Origin of the sequence: Salarchaeum japonicum, from assembly GCF_020614395.1 — an archaeon.
Taxonomy (GTDB): Archaea; Halobacteriota; Halobacteria; order Halobacteriales; family Halobacteriaceae; genus Salarchaeum; species Salarchaeum japonicum.
Genome location: NZ_CP085324.1, coordinates 176850 through 197511, shown reverse-complemented (window position 1 = coordinate 197511; position 20662 = coordinate 176850). Strand labels below are relative to the sequence as shown.

The window sequence follows — 20662 nt, the reverse complement described above, 5'->3', positions numbered from 1 at the left end:
CGAGGTATGAGCGCGAGCGAAGCAACGCCGAAACCGGAGAGCGCGGACGCGGACATCCTGCTCTATCGACTGCAGGCGTGTCCGTTCTGCGAGCGCGTCGTGAACAAACTCGACGAGTACGACATCGACTACCACTCGCGGTTCGTCGAACCGCTGCACTCGGAGCGCGACGCCGTGAAGCGCGTCGTCGGCGCGCGCACCGTCCCCGCCATCATCGACGAGAACACGGGCGTCGCGATGGCCGAATCCGGGAACATCGTCAAGTACCTCGACCGAACCTACGGGGGTGACGACTGATGGACTTCGACATCGTGAGCCTCCCCGAGGCCGACCACGTGGAGGCGGGCGAGAACGCGCCGAACTTCACGCGACCGCTCGTGAACGACGAGTACTGGGAGGACGCCTCGCTCACCGACCTGCTCGACGACTCGCCCGTGGTGCTCGTGTTCCACTCGATGGACGGCGCGTTCCCGGCGACGTACGCGTGGCAGGAACTCGCCGACCGCGAGTTCGAGCAGTACGGCGTGCAGGTGGTCGGCCTCTCCATCTCGTCGCCGTACGAGCACAAGCGCACCATCGAGGAGCGCGGCATCGAGCAGTACGAACTGTTCAGCGACCCCGCGAACGACGTGGCGCGCAAGTACGGCATCGAGCACGACCTCGACGGCATGACGGGTATCGAGGAGCCGCGGCCGGCCGTGTACGTCATCGACGAGGACAGAACCGTCGAGTACGCGTGGGTCGCGGAGGAGTGGCCGGAGTTCCCGGACTACGACGAAATCGAGGCCGCGGTCGAAGACCTGTAGATGTCGCTCGCGGACGCCACCGCGGCCGTCGCGGACGGCGGTCTCGTCGTCTACCCGACGGACACCGTCTACGGCCTCGCGGGCGACGCCCTCGACTCCGAGGCGATAGAGCGCGTGTTCGCCGCGAAGGGCCGCGACCGCTCGAAACCGCTCTCGATGGGCGTCGGGAGCGTGGACGCCGCGCTCGACTACGTGGACGCGAGCGAGCGCGAAGAGGCGTTCATGCGCGAGTTCCTCCCGGGCGCGGTGACCGTGGTCTGCGAGAAGCGCGACCGGGTTCCGGACGCGCTCACCGGCGGGAAACCGAAGGTGGGCGTGCGCGTGCCCGACCACGAACTGGCGCTCGACTTCCTCGACGCCGCGGGGCCGGTGACGGCGACGAGCGCGAACCGGAGCGGCCGCTCGAACGCCCGCCGCGTCACCGACCTCGACCCCGAAATCCGTGACGCCGCCCGCGTGGTGCTGGACGGCGGCGAGACCCGGGGCGGGGAGAGCACGGTCGTGGACGCGGCCGCGGGCGTGATTCACCGCCGCGGCCGGGACGCCGACCGCATCGAGGCCTGGCTAGAGGAGCGAGCGTAGACTCCGCGTTTTCGTTCCGCACTCCGCGCGGTAGTCGCAACTCCCGCAGCGCGCGGTGTCGCGGAGGCGGGGCGGCGGCCCGTCCAGGCCCTCGACGGCGCGCAGGGTGCGCCGGTAGAGCGCGCGGTTCCCCGCCGTCAGCCTGACTTCGCGGACGACGCCGTGCCGGGGGTACTCGACGAGCGCCGATTCGACGGGCGTGCGTTCGCGCCACGCGAGCGCGAGCGCCGCCGCGACCGCGCGCACCCGCTGTGGCTCCCACACGCCGGAGTCCGCGGGGTCGCCGGGCGAGACGAGGACGGGCCGGAGCGGGTCGTACCCGACTTTCTGCACGCGCCCACGGCAGTCCCGTCCCTCGACGAGCGCGTCGCTCTCGGGCGGGTCGGTGAGTGTCTGCCAGCAGTCGCGTTCGCGGAGCGCGCGGAGCCGCCGCCGATACGTAGCGGGAGAGACGGCGAGGTCGAAGGTTCGGAGCGCGGTGTCGGACGCGACCACTAACTCGGGGTAGTGCGTCGAGAGGTCGTACGCGCGCTCGGCCGCCGCGGGCGTTCCGTCGGGCGGGTCGCGCCGCCGATAGTAGAGCTGGCGCGGACAGTACGCCGCCGTCGCCAGCGCGCTGAAGGTGGGCACGACGCCCGCTGGCCCCGTCTTCCTACTTGAACCCTACAACGAGACGTCCATCTCCTGGCCTTCGGTCGCTTCGTCGAGGCCGTCCTCCTGCACGCTCTCGGTGAGGGGGTCGGTGAGTTCGCGGTCGGTGAGGATGGCTTCGAACTCGTCGCGGTAGCGGTCGTTGACGCGGCGGATGTCGCGGCGGGCGTCGCGGACGCGGCGGTAGCGGCGGACGGTGCTGGGGCTGACGTCGAGGGCGTCGGCGGCGTCGGCGAGGGTGTCGTGGTCGTCGAGCGCGGCGTCGAGCGCGTCGAACTCGAAGGGGGCGTCGAGGTCGGTGTCGGTGAGGAGGTGGAGGTCGAGGCGGGCGCGGGCGACGGTGTCGGGCGTGGTGTCGAGGTCGCGGGCGATGGCGGCGTCGGCTTCGTCGGCGTAGAACCCGCGGACGACGCGGACGTACTCCTCAGTGGTGAGGTCGGTGGTGAAGTCGAGGGCGTCCTGCATGTGGGCGACGGTGTCGCGGAGGCGGTCGTCCACCTCGTCGTCGGACGCGAGAGTGCCGTGGGTCTCCGTCTGGGTTTCGGTGACGGTGTCCTCCTCGGTGACGTCGAGGAAGATGTCGCGGAGTTCCTCGGTCTTCTCGTTCATGATGGTCAAAAGGCACGTCCCGCTTCATTAAAGGCTTGTTGGGGTTTCTCACGCGGTGAGAGCGTTCCGTAAACCAGTAATTTGAACACGGTTGACGGAGGCCGTGTGGGTATGAGTACGAACCACGAGTCGGTCGAACTGGTCGGCGACCAGGTCGTCGGGAACCTCGCGCGGGCGGCGCTGTTCGCAGCGCTCACGGGCGTGTTCGCGTACGTCTCCTTCCAGCTCCCGGTGTCGAGCGTTCCGTTCACGCTCCAGGTGCTCGGCGTGTTCCTCGCGGGCGCGTTCCTCGGGCCGGTCTGGGGGTTCGCGGCGATGGCGCTGTACGTCGTCGCGGGCGCGGTCGGCGTCCCCGTCTACGCGTACGGCGGGAGCGGCCTCGGACAGCTGTTCGGCCAGTGGGGCGGCTACCTCTGGAGCTATCCGCTCGCCGCCGCCGTCGTCGGGTACGCCGCGCACGGCGCGGGCGGCCTCCGCGACCTCGACGCCATCTCGCTCCCCCGGTTGGTCGCCGGGATGGCCGTCGCCACCGTCCTCATCTACGCGTTCGGCACCGTCTTCTTCGCGTACGTCGGGAACGTCGGACTGGTCGAGGCGGCGCTCACCGCGGCGGTTCCGTTCGTCCCCGCCGAGCTGTTGAAGATGGGCGCGACCCTGGCCGCGGTTCGCGCTGACGACATCACCGCCGCCTGATGATTTCCGTCAGCTCGCTCGTCCACGAGTACGACGGCGTGCGGGCGCTCGACGGCGTCAGCCTCGACGTCGCGGACGGGGAGTTCGTCGCCGTCGCGGGCGCGAACGGGAGCGGGAAGACCACGCTCGTCCGGCACTTCAACGGCCTGCTCGAACCGGACGCGGGCGACGTGCGCGTGAACGGAACGCCGGTCTCGGACGACCTCGTCGCGGCGCGCGCGAGCGTTGGGATGGTGTTCCAGGACCCCCGCGACCAGTTCGTCGCCGGCACCGTCCGGGAGGACGTGGCGTTCGGCCCGGAGAACCTCGGCCTCCCCCGCGAGGAAGTCGAGGAGCGCGTCGCGGCGGCGCTCGACGCGGTGAACATGACGGGTCGGGGCGACGACCTCCTGAGCCGGCTCTCCGGCGGCGAGCAGGAGCGCGTCGCCATCGCGGGCGTGCTGGCGATGCGGCCCGACCACGTCGTGCTCGACGAACCCTTCACGGGCCTCGACCAGCCGGCGCGGGAGAGCGTGCTCGACCGCCTGGACGCCCTCCACGCCGCCGGAACGAGCCTCGTCGTCGTCACCCACGACCTCCGGGACGTGTTCGAGCGCGCCGACCGCGTCTGCCTCCTCTCCGACGGACGGGTGCTCGCGGACGATCCACCGGCGGAGGTGCGCGACAGACTCTCCGCGGCGAGCGTGCGCGACCCGTGCTGACCCACGAACCCGGCGACTCCGCCGGCCACCGCCTCGACCCCCGGTCGAAGCTCGCGCTCCAGGCCGGGTTCGCCGCCGCCGCGTTCGCCCACACGACACTCCGGGGGTTGCTCGCGCTCTCCGCGCTCGCCGTCGCCGCGACGCTCGCGTGCGGGCTCTCCCCCCGCGCGGCGCTCCGCGAGTACCTCGCCGTCCTCCCCTTCCTCGTGCTCGCGCCCCTGATTCAGGCGCTCACGTGGGGCGCGCCCTGGCTGGTGCTCGAAGACGCCGTCCAGCCGGCGCTCGCGTCGTGGCGGACGCTCCTCCTCCTCCTGCTCGCCGCCGCCTACGTCCACACCACGCCCGTCTCGGAGTCGCGGGCCGCGGTCGCGTGGCTCGTCCCGGGCCGACCGGGGCGGTTGCTCGGCGTCGGCGTCGGCCTCGTCTTCCGCTTCCTCCCGCTCCTCCAGCGCGACGTGCGGCGACTCCGGGACGCCTCGCGCGCCCGCCTCGGCGACCAGCGAAGCGTCCGCGACCGCGTGCGACTCGTCGGCGTCGGCGGTCTCCGTCGCGCCCTCCAGCGCGCCGACCGCCTCGCGCTCGCCCTGCGCGCGCGCTGTCTCTCATACAACCCCACGCCGCCCCCGCTCGCCTTCGCGGGCCGGGACTGGCTCGCCGTCGCGCTCACCCTCCTGCTCGCCGCGAGCGCGTACGCCGGCCCGCTCGCCGCGGCCGTCGCGTGACCGGTTACAAGTGGTAGCCGAGACGGACAACTCACCTCACAGCGTTAGCCGTTGTGGCAACCTTTAAGCGCGTCCTGTCCGGGATAACGCGTATGTCACTACTCGCGCAGGCGTCGGACGTGACCCGTCCGACATTCTGGCGCATCGGCCACGTCGGCGAGGCCCTGTTCTACTACCTCGCCGCCGTCGCCATCGCCATCTTCCTGTACGGCGTCTACGACCGGTTCGCGCGCTACACCCGGGGGAGCGAGGATCCCCGCGAGCGCGTGAACGACCTCGCCGGCCGCGTCGTCTCCGCCGCGAAAATCGTCGCGTCCAACGAGAAACAGTTCGACCGCGACCGGTACGCCGGCGTGATGCACCTCTTCATCCTCTGGGGCTTCCTCACCCTCCTCATCGGCACCACCATCCTCGCCATCGACATGGACATCTGGACGAAGGCGCTCGGCCAGCCCTCGTTCTGGACGGGCGACTTCTACCTGGCCTACTCGCTCGTCATGGACGCCCTCGGCCTGCTGTTCGTCGTCGGCGTCGGCATGGCGCTCTACCGCCGCTACTGGGCGAAGACCGACCGCCTCTACGGCAAACACACGTCCGCCGAAGACGGCCTCTTCCTCTGGACGCTGTTCGCGCTCGGCGTCGGCGGCTACATCCAGGAAGGCGTCCGCATCCTCGGCACGAGCGCCACCCGCGATGTCTCCTTCGAGACCGCGAGCTTCGTCGGCTGGTTCACGAAGGACGTGCTCCAGATCGTCGGCGTCACGCCCGAGATGGCGACCGCGGCGTACGCGCCGCTCTGGTGGAGTCACGCCCTGCTCGCGCTCGCGTTCATCGCCGCCATCCCGTACGCGAAGCCGTTCCACATGATCTCCTCGTTCGCGAACGTCGTCACGCGCGACGAGAACGCCGGTAGCCGCCTCCCCCGGGTTCCCGAGGACGCCAGCCCGGACGAGATCGGCGCGTCCGACATCGACGACTTCTCGTGGAAACAACTGCTCGACCACGACGCCTGCACGAAGTGCGGCCGCTGTTCCTCGGTCTGTCCGGCGAACGCGAGCGGCCGGAACCTCGACCCCCGGGACGTGATTCTCGACCTGAAGAACTACCGCGAGAGCCTCGACGCGGGCGGCGAGGAGAAAGCCATCGTCGCGGACGGCGGCACGTCCGTCATCGACGCCTCGACGATGGAGTCCTGCATGAGCTGCATGGCCTGCATGGACGCCTGCCCCGTGGACATCGAGCACGTCACGCAGTTCACGGAGATGAACCGCCGCCTCACCGAGTCCGGCCAGATGGACGAGAACGTCCAGGAGACGATGATGGACCTCTTCCAGAACGGGAACAGCTTCGGCGACCCCGCCCGCAAGCGCCCGGACTGGGTCGAAGACCTCGACTTCGACGTGCCGGACGCCCGCGAGCAGGAGGTCGAGTTCCTCTGGTACGTCGGCGACTACCCGAGCTACGACGAGCGGAACAAGAAGGTCGCGCGGTCGCTCGCGCGCATCCTCCACGAGTCGAACGTCTCCTACGGCATCCTCTACGAGGACGAGCAGAACGACGGGAACGACGTGCGCCGCGTCGGCGAAGAGGGCCTGTTCGAGATGCTCGCCGAGGACAACATCGAGGCGTTCGAGTCCTGTGACTACGAGAAGATCGTCACCACCGACCCGCACTCGTACAACACGTTCAGCAACGAGTACGACCAGTTCGGGTTCGAGAACACGGACGCCGTCTACCACTACACGCAGGTCGTCGAGGAACTCGTCACGAACGACCGCCTCGGCCTCTCGGGCACGGAACTCGATTATACGGTGACCTACCACGACCCCTGCCACCTCGGGCGGTACAACGGCGAGTTCGAAGCGCCCCGCGAGGTCATCCGCGCGACCGGCGTCACCCTGGACGAGATGCCGCGCAACCGCTCCAACAGCTTCTGCTGCGGGGGCGGCGGTGGCGGCCTCTGGATGGACTTCGACGAGGAACCCAAGCCGTCCGAGGAGCGCATCCGGGAAGCCCTCGAAGACACCGACGCCGGCGCGGACATCGACCGGTTCGTCGTCGCGTGCCCGATGTGCATGACGATGTACGAGGACGGCCGCAAAACGGGGAGCTTCGAAGACCAGATCGAAATCACGGACATCGCGGAACTCGTCGTGGAGGCGCTCGCGGCGTCGGAGACGCCGCGGAACGAGCGAGCGGCGTAGCCGCGAGCCTCGGTGCAAAGAAGGAGACCGCGGCGGCGGACTAGCAGTACGCGTTTTCGCGGTTGGTATCGACGCCCCGAGCGAGCGTGAGCGTTACCACTCGGTGAGCGCGCGGGGGCCGTGGGAGTACGCGAGCACGGCGAGGAAGAGGAGGGCGGCGAGGACGGCGGACGCGCCGCCGATGTAGAAGACGGAGTCCATGCCGTACGCGCTCCACGCCCAGCCGCCGAGGAGTGGTGCGAGGACGCTGCCGGGCCGCCAGACGAGTTCGCGGATGCCGAAGCTGGAGGCGACGCCGTCGCCGTCGGAGCCCTCGTCCGCGAACAGGGCCATGCTCGCGGGTTCGCGGACGCTGTCGGCGACGCCGAGCAGTCCATTGAGGAGGACGAGCGGGAGGAAGGCGGCGCTGAGTTCGCCGAGATAGGGGAAACTGGTGGGGACGCCGAGCGCGTCGCCGATGGCGGGCGTGAAGGGGACGAGGAGGGCGACGACGCCGTAGGTGAGGCCGCCGGCGAACACGAAGAGCGAGCGGCCGAAGCGGTCGCTGAGGCGGCCGGTGAACGGCTGGCAGAGCATGTTCGTGAACTTCTCCGAGGTGAGGACGAGCGTGACGACGATGGGGGCGTAGCCGAGGCCGCCGCGGGCGGCGGTGACGCCGGCGAAGAGCGCGAGCCAGGAGCGCGTGAGGGTGACGGCGACGGCGTAGGGCGCGCGGAATGACGTGAGGGTGAGGATGCGGCGGTTGAGCGCGAGGTCGCTGAACGGGAAGCCGGGGACGCGGGTGTCGTCGGGGTCGAGGACGGCGAGCACTGCGAGGAAGGTGGCGAAGAAGAGGACGACGACGGGGACGTAGGCGGCGGCGAACCCGGAGGTCTGGTAGAGGACGGCGGCGCTGAACATGCCGAGGATGGACGCGGCGAACCGGCTGGCGTTCGCCTTCCCAATGTGGTTCGCGCGGGTCGCGCCCGTGGCGAGTTCGCCGACCATGCCGAGCGTGAGGAGGCCCATGCCGGTCGCGAGGACGCCCTGGAAGCCGCGCGCGACGAGGACGCCGGTGGTGGACGCGACGAACCCGAACACGGCGTAGGTGAGGACGCCGAGCGCGAGGCAGGCGAGGAGGACGCGGCGCTTGTCCCCGCTGTCGCCCCAGTAGGCGAGCGGGACGACGGCGAGCGTCTGCACGAGCGTGAACGCCGTGTAGAACAGGCCCGCCATGAAGTCGGACGCGCGGAGGGTTTCGACGTAGAACGGGAGGAGGATGGAGACGGTCGCGATGCCGAACCCGGCGGCGAACCGCGCGAGGTAGAGCGCGTAGAACTGTCTGCGAGAGGACACACAGGGAGGTGCGCGGGCGGCGAAAAGTCGGTTCCGATACGGGGTTCGCGAACGCTTTTACTCGCCGCGACCCCAGTTCGGGTATGGACATGACGCGGCGGCCGCGCCGGCTGCGGCGGGACGGCATCCGTGAACTGGTGAGCGAGACGAGCCTGGACAGTTCGGACCTCGTCGTGCCGATATTCGTGGACGCGACGACGGACGAGCGCGTGCCCATCGAGTCGATGCCGGGCCACGAGCGCGTGCCCGTCGAGGACGCGGTGGCGCGCGTCGAGGAGGCGCTGGACGCGGGCGTGGAGGCGGTGATGGTGTTCGGCATCCCCGAGTCGAAGGACGAGCGCGGGACGCGGGCGTGGGCGGAGAACGGCGTCGTGCAGCGCGCCGTCCGCGACATCACGGCGGAGACCGACGCCTACGTCATCACGGACGTGTGCCTCTGCGAGTACACCGAACACGGCCACTGCGGGGTTCTCGCGAGCGAAGCGAGGGAGAGCTGGGAGGAGCGCCGCTCTGACGATGTCTTGGAGGCGGACGCGGAGGCGGACGGTCGGCTGACCGTGCAAAACGACGAGACGCTCGACCTGCTCGCGAAGACCGCGGTGTCGCACGCGGAAGCGGGCGCGGACATGGTCGCGCCGTCCTCGATGACGGACGGGATGATTCGCGCGATTCGTGCGGGCCTCGACGACGCGGGCTTCGAGAACCTCCCCGTGATGAGTTACGCCGTGAAGTACGAGAGCGCGTTCTACGGGCCGTTCCGGGACGCGGCGGACGGCGCGCCCGCGTTCGGCGACCGCCGGCACTACCAGATGGATCCCGCCAATCGGCGGGAGGCGATGCGGGAAGCCCGGTTGGACGTGGAGGAGGGCGCAGACGCGCTGCTGGTGAAGCCCGCGCTCCCCTACCTCGACATCGTGAGCGACGTGCGCCGCGAGTTCGACCACCCCGTCGCGGCGTACAACGTCAGCGGCGAGTACGCGATGCTGCACGCCGCCGCGGAGAAGGGCTGGCTGGACGTGGAGGAGACCGCGCTCGAAAGCCTGCTCTCGGTCAAGCGCGCGGGGGCCGACCTCATCGTCACGTACTTCGCGGAGGACGTGGCTCCCCTCCTCGACTGACCGGCGAGGGGTGGCGCGGCGGCGGTGGCGCGTGCGCCGAAGAGCGTTATTTTTCGTGTGGAATCGCCGTGCGTCGCGGGTTTCAGGGGTGCGCGCGCGGCGTCGGCGGCCGCCACACACCCATTATAGATAGTAATCCGACACTACGTTCGGAAAGTGCTGTGGAAACAATTGCCACACAACTGGACAGAATACATCCTTAAGGGCATAATGTCCGATTAGGTTTTGTCCATATGCACACAATCAACCCCGATAATTTTGAATCCTGAAGCAAACCATTATACTCCCCTCTTTCATGGTGTCTTCCCGTGAGTTAGACGCATGTTGCAACACAACACGGTAACATCGGTAGACGAACGTCCACTGACTGACTGCGGCGCGATGGGGGTGGCGTAATGGCGAGCATCATCGAACTCGCCAGCAGCGTCCAGACGGTCTGGACGCTCGTCGTCTGCTTCCTCATCTTCTTCATGCAGCCCGGGTTCGCGCTGCTCGAAGCCGGCCAGGTTCGCGCGAAGAACGCCGCGAACGTCGTCATGAAGAACATGATGGACTGGGCGCTCGGCGTCGTCGTGTTCTTCCTGCTCGGAAACGCCATCTACGCGATGGCGGGCCAGCTGACGAACGCGGACACGGCGCTCGACATCGGCGCCGCGTTCGCCTACATCGGCGACCCGAGCGCGGGCGTCGGCTGGCTGTTCGGCGCGGTGTTCGCGATGACCGCCGCCACCATCGTCTCCGGCGCAGTCGCAGAACGCATGAAGTTCAGCGCGTACGTGTTCACCGCCATCTGCCTCACCGCGTTCATCTACCCCGTCATCGGCGGGTTCGCGTGGTCGGGCGGCCTGCTCTCCGCGGGCGGGTTCCTCGGTGACGCCATCGGCGCGGGCTACGAGGACTTCGCGGGCGCGACCGTCGTCCACATGCTCGGCGGCCTCGCCGGCCTCGTCGCCGCGTACATGGTCGGCCCCCGCAAGGGCCGCTTCGACGCGGACGGCAACCCACACCCGATTCCCGGCCACAGCGTCGTGTTCGCCGTCATCGGGACGTTCATCCTCGCGTTCGGCTGGTACGGCTTCAACGTCGGCACCCAGTTCATCATCAGCATTCCCTCGGACGCGACCGAACTCGCCGCGGTCTCCGTCGGCGAGACCTCGCTCGGCCGCGTCGCGCTGAACACCACGCTCGCCATGGGTATCGGTGCGATCGGCTCGACGCTCGTCACCGCGTTCCGCGAGGGCAAACCCGACCCGCTCTTCGCGGCGAACGGCCTGCTCGCCGGCCTCGTCGCCATCACCGGTGCGTGTTTCCACGTCACCTGGTGGGGCGCGCTCATCATCGGCCTCATCGGCGGCGTCCAGACCCCCATCGTCCACCGCTGGGTCGTCCGTAACCTCAACATCGACGACGTCTGCGGCGTGTTCGCCGTGCACGGAAGCGCGGGCGCTATCGGAACCATCCTCATCCCCGTGTTCGCCGCCGACGGCTTCGGCGCGAGCCAGCTCGCGATGCAGGTCGCCGGCGTCATCGTCATCGCCGTCTGGACCATCGTCACCACCGGCATCGTCCTCACCATCGCGGACGCCATCTGGGGCCTCCGCGTCGACGAGGACGAAGAAGAAATCGGCCTCGACCAGGGCGAACACGGCATCGCCGCGTACCCCGAGTTCGGCGGCGAGGAAGCCACCGTCCGCGCGGACGGCAGCGGCGAACTCCGCACCGACGGCGGTCACGAGGACGACGACCCCGAACTCGTCACTGACGGCGGCGTCGACCTCCCCGAGGACGAACGTCCCGTTACCGACGGTAGTGGGGAACGCACGGACGAACGTCCCGTTACCGACGGTGGCGAGGACGAAGCCCTCGAACTCGAATCCGATTCGGAGATCGAGCTCGTGATGTCGGTCATTCGGCCCGACCGCCTGAGCGAGGTGAAGACCGCGCTCGCCGAAATCGGCGCGCCGTCGCTCACCGTCACGAACGTCTCCGGGCGCGGCAGTCAGCCCGCGAAGACCGGGCAGTGGCGCGGCGAGGAGTACACGGTCGACCTCCATCAGAAGGTGAAAATCGAGTGCGTCGTCGCGGACATCCCCACGGCGGACGTGGTGGAAGCCATCGCGGACGCGGCGCACACGGGCGAGAAAGGCGACGGGAAGGTGTTCGTCATCCCCGTCTCCGACGCCTACCAGGTTCGTACGGGCAAGACCGGCCCGGACGCAGTCTGACACGAACCACCGGATAGTATCGCGCGGAAACCGACAGCGAACTCCCATCCATCATCCACTTTTCGCTGTTCCAGCCGGTGAGCGGCGGCGCTACTCGGCGACGCGGAGGCGGAGCGTGATGCCGTCCGGGTCGGCGACCGCGAGGCCGTTCGGCGTGCGTTCGACCGAGTAGCCGGCGGCGACGAGGCGGTCTGCGGCCGCGTCGAGCGCCGCCTCGGTCGGGACGAGGAGTTCGTACCAGTCGAGGCCGCGGCCCTCGGCGGGCGCGGTGCGGCCCCGCCACGTGTTGAGGCCGACGTGGTGGTGGTAGTCGCCGCTGGCGACGAACAGCGCGTCCGCGCCGAACTCCTGGCGGACGGCGAGGCCGAGCGCGTCCACGTAGAACTCGCGGGCGGCCGCGAGGTCGGTTGGTTCGAGGTGGACGTGCCCCATGTCGGTTCCGGGCGGTGCGTCGCTCGCGCCGTCGGCGTCCGCGGCGAGGGCGTCGAGGGCGAGCGGGTCGGTCGTCATCGCCACGCGACCGTCCGCGACCGGCCACGTCTCGCGGGGGCGGTCGCGGTAGAGTTCGACGCCGTTGCCCTCGGGGTCGGCGAGGTAGAGCGCCTCGCTCACGCCGTGGTCGGACGCGCCGCCGAGCCGCCAGTCGTCGCGAACGCGGTCGAGGGCGTCCGCGAGCGCGCCGCGGGACGGGAACCGGAACGCGACGTGGTAGAGGCCGGCGGCCGAGCGCGGGCGCTCCGGGAGTCCCTCGTCGGCGCGGAGTTCGAGCAGAGGCGTGTCGCCGGCACCGAGCGTCGCGGCGTCGGTGGTTCGGTCGAGAACCGCGAGGCCGACGACGTCCCGGTAGAACGCGGTGACGGCGTCGAGGTCGGTGACGGCGAGCGCGACGCGACCGACGCGCGCTCCGTCGAGACGGTCAGTCATACCCGGACGGACGCGAGCGAGCGTATAAACGCCGGGGGCGGCGGCGCGGGTCGCCGCGACCCCGGAGCGTCAATCCTTTTCCCGAGTCCGACCCAAACTTTCGGGTATGAACCGCGATACGTCTCGCGACCTCTACGACCGCGCGCTCGACTCGCTCCCGGGCGGCGTGAACTCCTCGGTGCGCGCCGCACCCGTGCCGTACCCGACGTTCGTCCGGTCGGGCGAGGACGGCCACGTCGTGGACGCGGACGGGAACCGCTACGTGGACTGGGTGATGGGGCTGGGGCCGCTCCTGCTCGGGCACAGCCTCCCCGACCGCGTCACGTCCGCGATTCAGTCCCGGACGGCGGACGGTCCGATGTTCGGGATGCCGACCGAACTCGAAGTCGAGCACGCGGAGTTCGTGACGCGCCACGTTCCCTCCGTGGAGATGGTGCGGTTCGTGAACTCGGGGACGGAAGCCACCGTCTCCGCCGTCCGGCTCGCGCGCGGCTACACGGGCCGCGAGAAGGTCGTCGTGATGGAGTCCGGCTACCACGGCGCGCAGGAGTCCACGCTGGTCGAGGGGCAGGGAGAACCGTCCTCGCCCGGGATTCCGGCGTCGTTCGCGGAGCACACGCTCCCCGTGCCGTTCAACGACCCGGAGGCCGCCCACGAGGTGTTCGAGGAACACGGCGACGACATCGCCGCAGTGCTCGTGGAGCCGGTTCTCGCGAACAAGGGCATCGTCGAACCCGAACCCGGCTACCACGAGACCCTCCGCGACCTGGCGGACGACCACGGCGCGCTCCTCGTCTGGGACGAGGTCATCACGGGCTTCCGCGTCGGCGGTCTGCAGTGCGCGCAGGGGAAGTACGGCTTCGACCCCGACCTCACGACGTTCGGGAAGATAATCGGCGGCGGGTTCCCGGTCGGCGCAATCGGCGGGAAAACGGAGATCATGAACGAGTTCACGCCGTCGGGCGACGTGTTCCAGGCGGGGACGTTCTCCGGGCACCCGGTGACGATGGCCGCGGGCCTCGAAACCCTCCGGTACGCCGCCGAGGAGGACGTGTACGACCACGTGAACGGGCTCGGCGACCAACTCAGATCCGGCCTGGAGGACGTGGTCGAAGACCAGGCCCCCCAGTACTCGGTGGTCGGGACGGACAGCCTGTTCAAGGTCGTGTTCACGCGAGACGGCGAACGCCCGCGGAACGGCGGGGACGTCGGTGACGCGAGCGTGGAGCGCTGGAACCGCGTGTTCCGCCCGCAGATGCAGGACCGCGGAATCATGCTCTCGCAGAACCAGTTCGAGAGCCAGTTCGTCGCGGCCGGCCACACGGAGGAGGACGTGGAGCGAACTATCGAGGCGTACGCGGACGCGCTCTAGAAGGGAAGGGGGTTTCAACGACGCCCTCCCAGTATCGGTATGGACAAGAGCGAGCCGATTCGGCTGGCGACGCGGGGGTCTCAGCTCGCGCGCCGGCAGGCGGCCGAGGTGCAGGCCGCCCTCGAAGACCGCCGGTATACGGTGGAACTCGTGGAGGTGGAGACCGAGGGCGACCGCATCACGGACGAGCGCATCCAGGACCTCGGGAAGACGGGTGCGTTCGTGCGCGCGCTGGACGAACGCGTTCTTGAGGGCGAGGTGGACGCGGCGGTGCACTCGATGAAGGACGTGCCGACGGACGTGCCGGACGACCTGGTGACTGCGGCGGTGCCGCGGCGCGCGAGCGCGGGCGACGTGCTCGCGACCGTCGAGGGCGAGAGCCTCGACGACCTGCCGGAGGGCGCGACCGTGGGGACGTCGAGCCTGCGGCGGAAGGCGCAGGTGTTGAACGCGCGGCCCGACCTCACGGTGGAGCCGATTCGCGGGAACGTGGACACCCGGCTGGAGAAACTGCTCGCGCCCGCGCTCCAGGCGGAACACGAGCGCCGCCTCGACTACGAGAAGGAACAGCAGTCCGCGGAGGCGCGCGACCAGAAGCGCGACGGCGACGACATCCATCAGGACGACGAGCGCGAGTACGACCGGGACGTGGAGGAGTGGTTCAGTTCGCTCTCCGAGCTCGAACGCGCCGCGATGGAGCGCGAGGTCGAGACCGAGTACGACGCCGTCGTGCTCGCGCGCGCCGGCCTCGAACGGAGCGGGCTGGCGTACGACGTGGCGCTCACCGACCTCCCGACGGACGAGCACGTGCCCGCGCCGGGGCAGGGCGCGCTCGCGGTGACGGCGCTCGACGGCGAGGTCGCGGACGCGGTGCACACCGCGCTCGACCATCCGCGCTCGCGCGTGGAGACGACGACTGAACGCGTCGTCCTCGAAGAGCTCGGCGGCGGCTGTATCGCGCCCATCGGCGTGCACGCGTTCATCCAGGGCGGCGTCGTCCGCACGCACGTCCAGGTGTTCAACGAGGACGGGAGCGAGTCCGTCGTGGAGACGCGCGAACTCGACATCGACGACTACGCGCCCGAGGCCCGCGAGTTCGCGAACGACCTCCGCGAACGCGGCGCGGCCGACCTCATCGCGGAGGCCCGCCGGGAATGACCGGAACCGTGTACCTGGTCGGGAGCGGCCCGGGCGACCCCGAACTCCTCACCGTGAAGGCCCGGCGGCTGCTGGACGAGGCCGACGTGGTGTTGCACGACAAGCTCCCCGGCCCCGACATCCTGGAGACCATCCCCGAGGAGAAGCGCGAGGACGTGGGGAAGCGCGCGGGCGGCGAGCGCACGCCGCAGTCCCAGATTAACGAACGGCTCGTCGAACTCGCGCGCGAGGGCAAGCAGGTGGTTCGGCTGAAGGGCGGCGACCCGTTCGTGTTCGGGCGGGGCGGCGAGGAGATGGAGTTCCTCGCCGACCACGAGGTTCCGTTCGAGGTCGTGCCCGGCGTCACCTCCCCGCTCGCCGCGCCCGCGGTGACCGGGATTCCCGCGACCCACCGCGACTTCGTGTCGAGCGTCACGCTCGTCACCGGCCACGAGGATCCGACGAAGGAGGAGGCGAGCGTGGACTGGGAGGCGCTCGCCGCCACCGGCGGCACGCTCGTCGTGCTGATGGGCGTCGGGAAACTCCCCGAGTACACCAGAGAGCTCCGCGAGGCGGGACTGAGTCCGGAGACGCCCGTCGCGCTCGTGGAGAAGGGGACGCGGCCCGGCCAGCGCGTCGCGACCGGCACGCTCGACACCATCGTGGACGTGCGCGACGAGGCGGGCATCGAACCGCCCGCCGTGACCGTCATCGGCGAGGTCGCGAGCGTCCGCGAGCGCGTGGAGGCGTGGCTGGATGCCTGAAGTCGCCGTCTTCCGGCCCGACGACGGCCGGCTCGCGCGCGCCGGCGACTACCTCGAATCCCGGGGCGTGACGCCCGTGCTCGACCCGATGCTCGAAGTCGCGCCGACGGGAAACGCGCCCCGCGGTGACGCGGACTACGTGGTGTTCACGAGCAAGACCGGCGCGGAGCTCGTCGCGGACGCGGGCTGGACGCCCGGCGATGCGAGGGTGTGCGCGATCGGCGAATCGACGCGGGTTGCACTAGAAACGGAGGGGTTCGGCGTGGACGTGGTTCCCGGGGAGTACTCGTCTACCGGCCTCGTGAACGTCCTGCGAGACCGGGTCGGTGGGTTGCGCGTGGAAGTCGCGCGCTCCGACCACGGGAGCGACGTGCTGCTCGACGGTCTCACCGAGGCGGGCGCGTACGTCCACGAGACCGTGCTCTACCGGCTCACTCGTCCGGGAGAGAGCGGCGTGTCGGCGGCGCGCGCGGCCGCGGGCGACCTGGACGCGGCGCTGTTCACGTCGAGTCTCACCGTCGAACACTTCCTCGACGCCGCGGACGAACGCGGCTGTCGCGCCCAGGCGATCGAGGGATTGAACCGCGCCGTCGTCGGCACCATCGGCGAACCGACCCGGAAGACCGCCGAGGAGCGCGGTATCGAGGTCGATGTCGTGCCCGCGGAGGCGAGTTTCGAGGCGCTCGCGGACGCGGTGCTCGACGACCTGTAGGGCGGACGTTTATAGCCGGGAGCGACCTAGCGAGTATCGATGAGTGAGACGACGGCGTCCTTTCCCGTGCCGGAACTCGAAGCGCGCGCACGCCGGTGTGCGGACGCGCTCCGCGACGCGGACGCGGTGCTGCTCGCGTCCCACATCGACGCCGACGGCCTCACGAGCGCCGGCGTCGCGTCCCAAGCCCTCTCGCGGGCGGGCATCGACCACGAGACTCGCTTCGAGAACCAGCTCGGCCCCGAGGAGATCGCGGACATCGCCGCGACCGAGTACGACACCGTTCTCTTCACGGACTTCGGGAGCGGCCAGCTCGACGAGATAGTCGAGTACGACTTCACGCCCGTCGTGGCCGACCACCACCAGCTCGCCGACGTCGACATCGAACACCACCTGAACCCGCTCCTGGAGGGCGTGGACGGCGGGAGCGAGCTCTCGGGCGCTGGCGCGGCGTACGTGCTCGCGCGGGCGCTCGGCGGCCCCGAGAACAGGGACTTGGCGGCGCTCGCCGTCGTCGGCGCGGTCGGCGACATGCAGACCGAGGGCGGGGAGTTGGTCGGCGCGAACACCGTCGTCGCGAAGGAGGGCGTGGAGGCGGGCGTGCTCGACACCGCACGCGGCCTCGCGGTGTACGGCGTCCAGACCCGCCCCCTCCCGAAACTCCTCGCGTACGCGAGCGACGTGCACATCCCGGGAATCACGAACGACCGGCAGGGCGCGGTGCGCTTCCTCGCCGGCCTCGACATCGACCTGAAGCAGGGCGGCGAGTGGCCGACGTGGGCCGAACTCACCGTCGAGGAGAAGCAGACGGTCGCGAGCGCGCTCATCCGGCGCGCGATACGCAACGGCGTCAGCACGGACGACGTCGAAGACCTCGTCGGAACGACGTACACGCTCACCGAGGAGGAACTGGGAACGGAAGTCAGGGACGCGAGCGAGTTCTCCACGCTCCTGAACGCGACGGCGCGCTACGAGCGCGCGGACGTGGGGCTCGCGGTGTGTCTCGGCGACCGAGACGGCGCGCTCGCGGAGGCCCGAGACCTCCTCGCCGAGCACCGGCGGAACCTCTCCGCGGGCGTTCGCTGGGTCGAGGAACACGGCGTCACCCAGGAGGAGCACGTGCAGTGGTTCGACGCGGGCGACGAAATCAGGGACACCATCGTCGGCATCGTCGCGGGGATGGCGATGAGCGCGGACGGCGTGCGGTACGACAAACCCATCGTCGCGCTCGCGCGGAAGAACGAGACGGAGCTGAAGGCGTCGGCGAGGGGGACGGGTCGGCTCGTGGACGACGGCCTCGACCTCTCCGTCGTGATGGGAGAGGCCGCGCGCGCCGTCGGCGGTGACGGTGGCGGGCACACGGTCGCCGCGGGCGCGACCATCCCGGACGACGCCGTCGAGGCGTTCGTGACCGAGGTCGGGCGGTTGGTCGCGGCGCAGTTAGCCTAAGTCGAGCACGCCCGCGTACACGAGCACGGAGACCGAAAAGGCGTAGACGGCGCTCGCGGCGGCCAGTGCGATGAACGGCACGGAGAGCAAGCGGGCGGTTCTGTACCCGACGAATCCTCTGGTGGTGCCCATGACGACGAACCCGCAGAGCGTCGCGACCAGCGTGACGACGGCGGCGGTGACGAGGCGGTCACGGAGGCGCATACCGGGACGTGGCGGAGCGCCGGCAAATCGGTGTCGGTCACCCGCCAGCCACGATTCCGTATCGTCCTATTTGGTTTATCGCCGGTGAATCGGCCGGTTTTTACTCCCGACTCCCCCGAGGAAGGGTATGAGCGACTTCACGCCCGAGGAGTTCGAGGAGGAGAAGTACACGGAGTACTTCTCGCAGCTCCAGACCGCGTACAAGCGGGCGTTCAACGAGCTGAACGGGACGTACGACTCCACGCTGATTCACGCCATCGACCAGCAGATACTGAACGAGAGCGAACCGCACTACGAGGGCGACGGCGAGTTCTCGATCGAACTGCCGGACGACCCCATCGACCGCCTGACGGGCGTGCCCGTGAGCGACGAGAAGGCGGCGGAGACGCTCGACGTGTACGTGGAGGAGTTGAAGACGCAGTTGCGCGCGACGTTCGATTTCGCGTAGTCCAAGAACTTAAGCCGCCAGACACCGTGTTCTCCAGTATGAGCACCGAGAGCCAGTCCGGCGACGACCTGGAGGAGCGCATCAACAACTTCCTCCGCCGGAACTTCCCTCAGATTCAGATGCACGGCGGGAACCACGCCATCCAGAACATCGACCGAGAGAACGGCACGGTCAGCATCGCGCTCGGCGGCGCGTGTTCCGGCTGTGGCATCAGCCCGATGACGATTCAGGCGATCAAGTCCCGGATGACGAAGGAGATTCCCGAAATCAACGAAGTCCACGCCGACACCGGCATGGGCGGCGGTCACGACACCGGCGGGATGAGTCCCTCGTTCCCTGGTGAAACATCCGAGGACGGCGAGGACGACGAAGGCCCGCAGGCCCCGTTCTAGTCCTCAGTCCAGTAGAAGAGCTGTTCTTTTTCGGCACCACAGGACGGACACTCCTCGGGGAGTCCGTCGTGTAGGTCGCCCATCTCGCCGCAGTCCGAGCAGCGCCAGGTGAGTTCGGCCTCCCCGAACTCGTGGCCGGCGCGCTCGTGTTCGATGGAGAGCGATTCGACGCCGTCGCGGGTGGTAACGTAGAACCCGTCCTCGTCGAACCCGCGAACGGTGCCGAGTTTCCGGCCGTCGTCGTCGTAAATCGTTGCGCCGAGCGCGACTTCTGGGGAGTCGTCTGCCATAGGCGGCGAATCGACGCCCTCCGGGATAAAAGCACCCGCCAACCGCCCGATAAATCATATATCGCGATATAGAATAGTGGGGTGCGGTTTCAACACCTGTACGTACACGAGCGTGCTTTCTGATTAGGGAAAAGACACTTATCTCCAAGTAAATATTATATTTACACCCATGAATCGAAGGCAGTTCCTCTCGGGCGTGGGTGCGAGTGGACTCCTGCTCGCCGGTTGTCTCTCCCCGGACTATACGAAAACGCTCGTCTATTCGGCAGACGAGCCGGTGATCGCTGGCCCGACGATTACGAACGAGACGGCCTACTTCACAATTCGAGTCCGTAGCTCCCGGCTTAACGAAGTGAACGCGGGCACGCTCCTCGGCGTCGACCTCTCTTCGGGGACGCTGACGGATGAGATACCGTACATTGTCGAGTACCCGACCTGGGATCACGAGCTCCCCCTGCAATCCACGCGACCGGTCGTCGACGACCAGCAGGTGTTCATCGGCGGACGTGCACCCGTCGCCTACACGCTCACCGGCGAGAAGCTGTGGACGATCGATCTCCCCGACCGATTCAAAGCACAGTCCTCGCTACGCCCGCCGCGCGTCACCGACGATACGGTCTATTTCGGGCTGTCCACCGGCGGCGTCTGCGCACTCCACCGACAGACGGGCGAGGTCCTCTGGAAAACATCACTCGTAGAGAGTCAGCGGGTTGCTGGCTTGGACGTCCTTGAGAACTCCGTAATCGCAATCCACTCAAAGGGAGTGATTGCGATGCTGAATCCGGAGTCGGGCGATATCGAACGCCAGCGAACACTTGGATCTACCGGAGGAGACGACCCGTTTACGAACGGCTCAGCCCCGCATATCGTCGATGGCGAAATCTACGTCGTCGGGGACGGCATTGTCTTCCGATTCGACAGTGAGTTGCGGACCGTATGGGAGCGCGCACTTCCCACGGAGTGGGCGATTACGCCGATTGTAACGCGGAACAGCTGTTACGTCGTCGGTGGGAATCCCGATGAATCGCGTGGCTACCTCTACAAAATAGACCGAGAAAGCGGCCGCATCGAACAGGAGAAATCACGCTCTGCAGACCTATCTGGCTGGCAGGCCCTCAAATTCGACAATCAGATATACACAGGGGGCAGGGGCGGGGACAGAGAGAGCGTCGTCGTAATGACGCTGGACGGCGACGTTGTCTACGAGATTCCGTTCGAGTCACAGATAGCGGGAATCAGGGGACTGGAGGGCTCCGTGGGCGTGCTGACTACTGACGGAGACCTGTTCACAGTGAAATAGTGCGCGAATGCCCGCACAGTTTAG

The 20662-nt window shown here is 68.8% G+C and carries 23 protein-coding genes; 17 read left to right on the top strand and 6 right to left on the bottom strand.

All coding sequences use genetic code 11. The annotated features are described in order from the left end of the window. Positions 1-6: 6 nt before the first annotated feature. The 3 genes from LI334_RS01025 to LI334_RS01015 are packed head-to-tail and all read left to right on the top strand — an operon-like array spanning position 7 to position 1388. The gene (locus tag LI334_RS01025) at positions 7-297 is read left to right on the top strand and encodes a glutathione S-transferase N-terminal domain-containing protein (protein WP_227261312.1); all 291 of its coding nucleotides are present in this window, start codon (positions 7-9) and stop codon (positions 295-297) included. Further along, entirely contained in the window at positions 297-806 is a 510-nt protein-coding gene (locus tag LI334_RS01020; RefSeq protein ID WP_227261311.1) for a peroxiredoxin family protein, read from the top strand. The genes LI334_RS01025 and LI334_RS01020 overlap by 1 nt, the downstream gene beginning before the upstream one ends. Further along, entirely contained in the window at positions 807-1388 is a 582-nt protein-coding gene (locus tag LI334_RS01015) for an L-threonylcarbamoyladenylate synthase (RefSeq protein ID WP_227261310.1), read from the top strand. Here the strand turns inward: LI334_RS01015 and LI334_RS01010 are convergent. Beyond that, positions 1371-2018, bottom strand: a complete 648-nt coding sequence (locus tag LI334_RS01010) for a CRISPR-associated protein Cas4 (protein WP_227261309.1) — start codon at positions 2016-2018, stop codon at positions 1371-1373. The genes LI334_RS01015 and LI334_RS01010 overlap by 18 nt on opposite strands. A gap of 33 nt (positions 2019-2051) precedes the next feature. Then, positions 2052-2648, bottom strand: a complete 597-nt coding sequence (locus LI334_RS01005; protein WP_227261308.1) for a conditioned medium-induced protein 4 — start codon at positions 2646-2648, stop codon at positions 2052-2054. A 111-nt stretch (positions 2649-2759) separates the two neighbouring features. Here LI334_RS01005 and LI334_RS01000 point away from each other — a divergent pair, with 111 nt between their 5' ends. From LI334_RS01000 to LI334_RS00985, 4 genes are all read left to right on the top strand, one after another. Next, positions 2760-3341, top strand: a complete 582-nt coding sequence (locus LI334_RS01000) for a biotin transporter BioY (RefSeq protein ID WP_227261307.1) — start codon at positions 2760-2762, stop codon at positions 3339-3341. Further along, on the top strand, positions 3341-4042 hold the full coding sequence (locus LI334_RS00995) for an energy-coupling factor ABC transporter ATP-binding protein (protein WP_227261306.1): 702 nt from the start codon (positions 3341-3343) through the stop codon (positions 4040-4042). The genes LI334_RS01000 and LI334_RS00995 overlap by 1 nt, the downstream gene beginning before the upstream one ends. Then, positions 4036-4764 (top strand): energy-coupling factor transporter transmembrane component T family protein, encoded by a 729-nt coding sequence (locus tag LI334_RS00990; protein WP_227261305.1) that lies wholly within the window; start codon positions 4036-4038, stop codon positions 4762-4764. The genes LI334_RS00995 and LI334_RS00990 overlap by 7 nt, the downstream gene beginning before the upstream one ends. 92 nt (positions 4765-4856) lie before the next feature. Then, entirely contained in the window at positions 4857-6968 is a 2112-nt protein-coding gene (locus tag LI334_RS00985) for a (Fe-S)-binding protein (protein WP_227261304.1), read from the top strand. Between the two features lie 93 nt (positions 6969-7061). Here the strand turns inward: LI334_RS00985 and LI334_RS00980 are convergent, their stop codons facing one another. Then, on the bottom strand, positions 7062-8303 hold the full coding sequence (locus LI334_RS00980) for an MFS transporter (RefSeq protein ID WP_227261303.1): 1242 nt from the start codon (positions 8301-8303) through the stop codon (positions 7062-7064). 83 nt (positions 8304-8386) lie between these two features. Here LI334_RS00980 and hemB point away from each other — a divergent pair, with 83 nt between their 5' ends. Together hemB and LI334_RS00970 are read left to right on the top strand one after the other, a co-directional pair. Next, positions 8387-9421 carry a porphobilinogen synthase gene (gene hemB, locus LI334_RS00975; protein WP_227261302.1) on the top strand — a complete coding sequence of 345 codons (1035 nt, stop codon included), beginning with the start codon at positions 8387-8389 and terminating at the stop codon, positions 9419-9421. A gap of 395 nt (positions 9422-9816) precedes the next feature. Then, positions 9817-11646 carry an ammonium transporter gene (locus LI334_RS00970; RefSeq protein WP_227261301.1) on the top strand — a complete coding sequence of 610 codons (1830 nt, stop codon included), beginning with the start codon at positions 9817-9819 and terminating at the stop codon, positions 11644-11646. Between the two features lie 90 nt (positions 11647-11736). Here the strand turns inward: LI334_RS00970 and LI334_RS00965 are convergent, their stop codons facing one another. Beyond that, on the bottom strand, positions 11737-12570 hold the full coding sequence (locus LI334_RS00965) for a VOC family protein (RefSeq protein WP_227261300.1): 834 nt from the start codon (positions 12568-12570) through the stop codon (positions 11737-11739). 106 nt (positions 12571-12676) lie between these two features. On the opposite strand from LI334_RS00965, the gene hemL reads away from it, so the two are divergent. Genes hemL through LI334_RS00940 form a run of 5 tightly spaced genes read left to right on the top strand, consistent with a single transcriptional unit; the run spans position 12677 to position 18004 of the window. After that, complete coding sequence (gene hemL / locus LI334_RS00960) at positions 12677-13942, top strand: glutamate-1-semialdehyde 2,1-aminomutase (RefSeq protein WP_227261299.1); 1266 nt, start codon at positions 12677-12679, stop codon at positions 13940-13942. A gap of 39 nt (positions 13943-13981) precedes the next feature. Beyond that, positions 13982-15100 (top strand): hydroxymethylbilane synthase, encoded by a 1119-nt coding sequence (gene hemC / locus LI334_RS00955; RefSeq protein WP_227261298.1) that lies wholly within the window; start codon positions 13982-13984, stop codon positions 15098-15100. After that, the gene (gene cobA, locus LI334_RS00950; protein ID WP_227261297.1) at positions 15097-15843 is read left to right on the top strand and encodes a uroporphyrinogen-III C-methyltransferase; all 747 of its coding nucleotides are present in this window, start codon (positions 15097-15099) and stop codon (positions 15841-15843) included. Before hemC ends, cobA begins: the two co-directional genes overlap by 4 nt. Beyond that, the gene (locus LI334_RS00945) at positions 15836-16555 is read left to right on the top strand and encodes a uroporphyrinogen-III synthase (protein WP_227261296.1); all 720 of its coding nucleotides are present in this window, start codon (positions 15836-15838) and stop codon (positions 16553-16555) included. The genes cobA and LI334_RS00945 overlap by 8 nt, the downstream gene beginning before the upstream one ends. A 39-nt stretch (positions 16556-16594) precedes the next feature. Then, entirely contained in the window at positions 16595-18004 is a 1410-nt protein-coding gene (locus LI334_RS00940) for a single-stranded-DNA-specific exonuclease RecJ (protein ID WP_227261295.1), read from the top strand. Here the strand turns inward: LI334_RS00940 and LI334_RS00935 are convergent. Continuing rightward, entirely contained in the window at positions 17996-18208 is a 213-nt protein-coding gene (locus tag LI334_RS00935; RefSeq protein WP_227261294.1) for a hypothetical protein, read from the bottom strand. The genes LI334_RS00940 and LI334_RS00935 overlap by 9 nt on opposite strands. A 127-nt stretch (positions 18209-18335) precedes the next feature. Here LI334_RS00935 and LI334_RS00930 point away from each other — a divergent pair, with 127 nt between their 5' ends. Both LI334_RS00930 and LI334_RS00925 read left to right on the top strand, forming a co-directional pair. Next, the gene (locus tag LI334_RS00930) at positions 18336-18656 is read left to right on the top strand and encodes a DUF5783 family protein (protein WP_227261293.1); all 321 of its coding nucleotides are present in this window, start codon (positions 18336-18338) and stop codon (positions 18654-18656) included. A gap of 38 nt (positions 18657-18694) precedes the next feature. Beyond that, positions 18695-19048, top strand: coding sequence for a NifU family protein (locus LI334_RS00925; protein WP_227261292.1), 354 nt, complete (start codon positions 18695-18697; stop codon positions 19046-19048). On the opposite strand, the gene LI334_RS00920 is transcribed toward LI334_RS00925, so the two are convergent. After that, positions 19045-19338 (bottom strand): DUF7130 family rubredoxin-like protein, encoded by a 294-nt coding sequence (locus LI334_RS00920; RefSeq protein WP_227261291.1) that lies wholly within the window; start codon positions 19336-19338, stop codon positions 19045-19047. The two genes, LI334_RS00925 and LI334_RS00920, sit on opposite strands and share 4 nt — an antisense overlap. A 169-nt stretch (positions 19339-19507) precedes the next feature. Here LI334_RS00920 and LI334_RS00915 point away from each other — a divergent pair, with 169 nt between their 5' ends. Further along, a complete protein-coding gene (locus LI334_RS00915; RefSeq protein WP_227261290.1) occupies positions 19508-20638 on the top strand; it encodes an outer membrane protein assembly factor BamB family protein in 1131 nt (376 codons plus the stop codon). The last annotated feature ends 24 nt before the right edge of the window (positions 20639-20662 follow it).